The following is a 6290-nucleotide window of genomic DNA, read 5'->3' on the forward strand; positions in this document are numbered from 1 at the left end:
TAGAAAAAACCATATTTTATGGTAATACCAATAAAAAAGAGGTAGATATGTCTAAACACAAAAATTCTAAACATATTAGCACTAAAACACTTGCTTATATAGGGTTAGACCTCGCATATAAAACAGATGATTTAAATGTTTATAATCTAGAAGCATTAAAGGTCAATGAACAATTAACAGATAGCGGCTGGGAAATACTGACTGCTTCATGTGATCATGTCAGCACTGCTAAATATGGTTATAAAGCCGTCGCATTTATAAATAAAGAAACTAAAGAAGTTCATATTGCTAGTGCCGGCACAAAATTCAATATATATGATTTATTAGATGACGGGCTTATCACTCTTCACTATTTACCTACTAAACTAACTCCGCTTCAGGAATTTGTTAATGAAGTAATTAACAAATTAGGCGGCTTAAGTAAAGCCATAGAATATAGTTTTAATACTAGCGGTCATTCACTTGGAGCAATAATTGCAGATTTAACCTCAGTAGAAATACATTCTCGTAACTTACATTTTAATAAATCTACAACTTTTGAAAGCCCTGGTTCAAAACCGATAATTGAAAGAGCCATCAAAAAAAATTTCTTTACCGGAAAAGTAACAACTCCAATAGAAGAGCTAGCTATCCATTCCAAGATATATAATGCAAAACATAATCTTATTAATATTACTAATAAGCATTTGGGAAAAACAACAATGGTACTTCCTGGTAAAAAAACAGAACTATCACAATCAGAAGAATGGGCATCATATTTATATAATTTTGCCAAACAAAAAGTTACAAAATACCTAGGAATTAATGAAATAGTTGAAGGCTTTGAGGAAATAATAGCCGGAATCAGTAAACATGGACTTGTTAATTTCTCTGATTTTAAACAGAATATTACTTTAACCGTAGATGATTGGGAAGCAGGAATACAAAAATATGCTAAAAATACTCTAAATTTAAAAAATAATTTATATAATAGAATAGTTAAAACTGAAACTGGAGCTAATTTAGTTGAGATGTATAATGATTTTCAAAGCTGCAGTCAAGAATACGCTCAAGAAATCAAAACAACAGGAGATATAAGTAATTATCATCTATATCCTCTAGTATGTTAAATAAAAAAATAGCAATTTATATAAAAGGCGGAAACCTTCTTTTGCCTTTCATATTGATTATTTCTTATTTAGAGCAACTAAATAGATTTCCGTAGATTCGCTGCGGCTGGATGAAGGTTTAAAATGTTTCACCGTTCTAAATTCACGCTTCACTTTATTTAATAATTCGTTTTCTGCACCGCCACGAAAAATTTTAGCAATAAAATGACCGGAGGGCTTTAGTACTTTTAAAGCAAATTCAAAAGCTTGCTCACATAAAAGTAAGGTTCTTATATGGTCTGTAGCTTTATGACCTATGGTATTTGATGCCATATCACTCATTACTATATCAGCTCTACCGTCTAAAGCCTGAATAATTAATTCTTCCGTATCTTCTTCAAAAAAGTCCTTTTGAAAAAATTCAACTCCGGCAATAGGTTCGATTTCTAATAAATCTATAGAGATTATTTTATTATTTAGGCTATTATCCGAAGCTTTAATAAGCTTGGAAGCTACTTGACTCCATCCCCCAGGAGCTGCCCCTAAATCAACAATTTTCATGTTAGGAGTAAAAAGTTTAAATTTTTCATGAATTTCAAGTAGTTTATATGCAGCTCTCGACCTAAAGCCTTCAATGCGTGCTTTTGCAACATACAGATCGTTTAATTGGCGTTTTAACCAGTTATTAGAGGAAACGGTACGTTTTTTAGAAGTCTTGACTCTAACGAATTTATTTCTATAACCGCTTAAATTATTTGTCATAAAATCTTATAATGAATAATAAGTAGACGAAGTTTAATTTGGAAAAGAGCAAGGAATCCACAAGACGAGGAACGGAGCGTATACTTAATACGTGAGTACCGGAGTACTTGTAGGATGACGTAGCCAATTTTTCAAATTAAACGAGTATACTCTTTTGCTATTTTATCTAATACAGAATTCACAAAACCGATCTCATGTTCATTTAACATGTCATTTGCTATATCCGTATATTCGTTGATTACTACTTTAGCAGGCGTAGTAGGGCAAAATAATAGCTCACATATACCGGCACGCAATAAAGCTCGGAGTAAGATCGGCATATGTGCAGGATCTTTATCATTTGTTAAATGATTGTCTATAATTTCGTCTAGTTTATTAATATTTTCAAATACTGACTTTACCAGCATTTTAAAATGACTTATACTTAATGATATTTTTAAATTCTCCGGTAAATCTGTTATAGAATTATTATTTTGATAAAAAGAAAGTATATTTTGCATGATATCATCCATATCGTCGTTATTTTGCAATATGTTTTGATAAATAGCTTGCACTGCTGCAATACGTGCAATCGACTTTTTATTAATTTTATTTGAACTCATAGAGAAAAGAAATTTAAAATTTAATTTTCGTCATTGCGAGTGAGTATTACGTTCAGTGTCATACCGTGGCTTGACCACGGTATCCAGAAAAAAAATAAAAAAAAAAGACTGGATCCCGCGATCAAGTCGCGGGATGACATTAAGAAACTCAAACCCTGCAACAATATCACTCACAATGACGAAATGATATCTGTAACCTTGCAATTTATACCTTAAAATAATTTATTAGTAAACTTATAAAATTTTTATGCTCTCTATAATCGGATTTATTATAACAATTAGTATCTTGGTATTTATCCATGAGTTTGGGCATTATTGCATTGCTAGATATTTTAATGTAAAAGTTGAGGAATTCTCGATAGGCTTCGGTAAAGAACTAATAGGTATTACCGACAAAAAAGGAGTTAGGTGGAAGATTTGTCTTATACCGCTTGGCGGCTATGTCAAGATTTACGGCTATGATCGCAGCCTTATGGATAAGACTGAAGAAATTAACGAAAAAGTAGCTTTTTATGCTAAATCTTGTTTAGAACGTTTTTTAATAGTTGCAGCAGGTCCGTTAATTAATTATTTACTTGCCGTAACAATATTTGCAGGTTTTTATTGTTACTTTGGAAAAACAGAGATTCCTCCTATAATAGGTGACGTAGTAGCTTCATCACCGGCAGAGAGAGCAGACTTAAGAGAAGGAGATAAAATTGTTAAGGTTAATGATAAATCTGTTAAAGATTTCGGGGACGTACAGAAAGAAATATTAATTAACGGCTTTAGTTCTTCTACTTTAACTATAGAAAGAAAAAATGAGGAATTTATCGTTAATATAATGCCTCAAGAAATAATTATATCGCCTCCCGAAGAAAAGAAAGTTAAGAAAACTCTTCGCATCGGTATTATAGCTAAAAATGAACCTATTCATACTAAAATAGGAATTTTAGGAGGATTTTGGGAAGCTATTAATACTACTATAGATATGTCTGCTTTAACTCTAAAAGCAATATCGCAAATGATTGTAGGAAAACGTTCATTCGATGAGATAGGAGGACCGGTAGCGATTGCTAAAGAGTCAGGAAAATCTATAGCGGGGGGAGGTCAAATGTATCTATTATTTATAGCAATGCTTTCCGTTAATTTAGGGTTACTTAACTTACTACCTATACCGGTGCTTGACGGCGGACATTTAGTATTTATATTATATGAAGCAATTACAGATAAATTACCGAATCCTAAGACTAAAAATATTTTGTTACAATTAGGAGCAATAATCATAATTTTTCTTATTATAATTTCTGTTTCCAACGATATACAAAATTTGTTTTCCTAAATTATAGATTTGCTTGCTCTCGTTTATATTATCTACTATAGTGGAGTACATTAATTACGTTTAAATGCATTAGTATAGGAGAGCTTTATCGTCATTGCGAGCAGCCGTAGACCTTGTTGCATGGATCGTTTTATGTCATTCCCGCGTAGGCGGGAATCCAGTAAAACATATAAAAAAACAAGTTTTTTATATGTTTATTTTATCAAATATGTAACTTCTATATCAACATTTGAAGTTATTTTTCTGGATCCCCGCCTACGCGGGGATGACATCGAGTAGGTTTTTCAATCCATGCAACAACGCCGCAGCTATAGACTGTGTGGCAATCCAGAAAAAATAATAAAAAAATTCTGTAAACCAGAATTTTTTACTGGATTGCTTCGTCAATTGCTATGCAATTTTCTCGCAATGACGATGAATTTGTAACTATGCATTAAACCATAGAATATTTAAATCTTAAAGAAGGTTTTAGGTGAAAATCAGATCAATTAGTAAGTTAACAATTTTATTATTAACGATTTTTTATTATCATATTTCATTAGCTGACTCTGTAATTCGTAAAATAACTATCGAAGGTAACCATAGGGTTGAGCGTTCTACTATTGAGAGCTATTTAAAGCTTAAGGTAGGAGAAACCTATAATAATTCTAAAGAAGATGAGGCAATAAAACGTTTATATGCCACCTCACTTTTTAGAAATATAAATATGCATATAACAAATGAGGGTAATTTAATAGTAAACGTTATTGAAACACCTTTTATAAGTAGCGTAGTATTTAGCGGTAATTCTAAAATCAAAACTAATATGCTCGCTAAAGAAATTTATACAATGTCGGGTGAATCTCTTAGCCCAGCTAAAATTGAATTAGATGTAAAAAAAATATTAGAAATTTATAAACGTAGCGGACGTTTTGCTACCACGGTAACACCTAAAATCGAAAATTTAGAAAACAACAGAGTTAAGGTTATTTTTGATATAGCAGAAGGACCAAAAACCGGTATTAAATATATTTATTTTAGTGGTAATGAAAATTATAGTGATTCAGAACTTAAATCTATTGTTTTAACTAAAGAATCTCGTTGGTTTCGTTTTTTAGAAAGTAACGATACTTACGATCCTGATAGAGTGGAGTATGATAAAGAATTACTGAGAGAGTTTTATCAATCTGTAGGTTTTGCAGATTTTAGAGTAATTTCGGCATCGGCAGAACTCAATAATACTAAAGAATATTTCACCCTTACCTATTCCATTGAAGAGGGAGAAAAATATAGATTCGGTAATATTACAATAGACAATAAATTAACTAATATAGATATAACACCGCTTAATAAAATTGTTAATATTAAGCAAGGCAAGGTTTTCAATATGAAAAAGGTTGATGATATAGCTGAAAAAATCGGAGAATATTTTACAGCGAACGGTTACCCTGCAGTAAATGTTTATCCGGATATAATGAAAAATGCTAATCATACTGCAGATATTAAATTTATTATTGAGAAAGCCGACAAAGTTTATATTAATAAACTTAATATTATTAATAACCTTAAAACCGAAGACCATGTTATAAGAAGAGAATTTAAAACAGAAGAAGGTGATATAATTAATCGTTCATATATTGAAAAAGGTGAGCGTAATCTTAGAAATTTAGATTATTTTGAGAAAGTAGCAATTAGCTTAGCTCCGACTAAAGCTAAAGATAAATATGATGTTAACGTTGAAGTTGATGAAAAATCTACTTCCTCTATAGGTTTTGATTTAGGATATAATACTGCCGGTGGTTTATTCGGACGTTTCTCTTTCTTAGAGCGTAATTTAGTCGGTACCGGGAAACTGCTTAATGCCGGTGTACAAGTAAGTAAAAACACTACAAGCTATTACGGTGGTATTACCGAACCGCACTTTTTAGATCGTGATTTATCACTTGGCGTAAACGCATTTAGAAACTATACCGGACGCGGTGCTAGTGTATTAAATACAACTGATCAAAGCTATAAGTTACACTCTATAGGAGTCAAAACTTCTCTTGGTTATGAAATTAAAGAGGATTTAGGTCACGAAATAGATTATTTAATCAAACGTGATATTTTAAGTGCTCCAACTCCATCAAGCTCAATATTCTTAAAGGAGCAAATGGGAAGCTTCATTACTTCTGCTATAGGACATACTATTACTTATGATCAAACCGATAACAAAATTGTTTCAAAGAACGGTTATTTAGTAAGCGGCACACAAGAATTTGCCGGCGTTGGAGGTGATAACAAATATATAAAGCATGAAGTTGACGGTAAATATTATAAATCTTTCATACATAACAAGCTTACTTTAAAATTATCTGCTTCCGGAGGCGATATTGCAGGGCTTGGAGGAAAAATTATTAGAATTTCCGATCGCTTTAATTTAGGTGATTATAGTTTAAGAGGCTTTGCAAGCGGTGGTGTAGGACCTCGTGAAAAGGTCACTAACGAAGGACTTGGCGGTGAGCGATATTACACATTCTCAACAGAGCTTAATTTCCC

General features: G+C 31.9%; 7 protein-coding genes. 4 read left to right on the forward strand and 3 right to left on the reverse strand.

Annotated features, from left to right (window positions below):
• The first annotated feature begins 47 nt into the window (after positions 1-47).
• Complete coding sequence (locus D6968_RS00525; RefSeq protein WP_121542675.1) at positions 48-1109, forward strand: hypothetical protein; 1062 nt, start codon at positions 48-50, stop codon at positions 1107-1109.
• Positions 1110-1166: 57 nt separating this feature from the next.
• Here the strand turns inward: D6968_RS00525 and D6968_RS00530 are convergent, their stop codons facing one another.
• The 3 genes from D6968_RS00530 to D6968_RS00540 all read right to left on the reverse strand — a co-directional run bounded on the left by D6968_RS00530 (position 1167) and on the right by D6968_RS00540 (position 2656).
• Complete coding sequence (locus D6968_RS00530; RefSeq protein WP_121542663.1) at positions 1167-1850, reverse strand: RlmE family RNA methyltransferase; 684 nt, start codon at positions 1848-1850, stop codon at positions 1167-1169.
• 131 nt (positions 1851-1981) lie between these two features.
• Positions 1982-2452 (reverse strand): transcription antitermination factor NusB, encoded by a 471-nt coding sequence (gene nusB, locus D6968_RS00535; RefSeq protein ID WP_045804184.1) that lies wholly within the window; start codon positions 2450-2452, stop codon positions 1982-1984.
• Between the two features lie 30 nt (positions 2453-2482).
• Complete coding sequence (locus D6968_RS00540; RefSeq protein WP_121542665.1) at positions 2483-2656, reverse strand: palindromic element RPE4 domain-containing protein; 174 nt, start codon at positions 2654-2656, stop codon at positions 2483-2485.
• Positions 2657-2699: 43 nt separating this feature from the next.
• On the opposite strand from D6968_RS00540, the gene rseP reads away from it, so the two are divergent.
• From rseP to bamA, 3 genes are all read left to right on the forward strand, one after another.
• Positions 2700-3773 carry an RIP metalloprotease RseP gene (rseP, locus tag D6968_RS00545; protein ID WP_121542667.1) on the forward strand — a complete coding sequence of 358 codons (1074 nt, stop codon included), beginning with the start codon at positions 2700-2702 and terminating at the stop codon, positions 3771-3773.
• 120 nt (positions 3774-3893) lie between these two features.
• The gene (locus tag D6968_RS05015; RefSeq protein ID WP_177717092.1) at positions 3894-4052 is read left to right on the forward strand and encodes a hypothetical protein; all 159 of its coding nucleotides are present in this window, start codon (positions 3894-3896) and stop codon (positions 4050-4052) included.
• A 193-nt stretch (positions 4053-4245) separates the two neighbouring features.
• The coding region (bamA, locus tag D6968_RS00550) for an outer membrane protein assembly factor BamA (protein WP_121542669.1) at positions 4246-6290 on the forward strand (2045 nt) is incomplete at its 3' end.

This window comes from Candidatus Rickettsia colombianensi (genome assembly GCF_003664375.1).
GTDB lineage: Bacteria > Pseudomonadota > Alphaproteobacteria > Rickettsiales > Rickettsiaceae > Rickettsia > Rickettsia tamurae.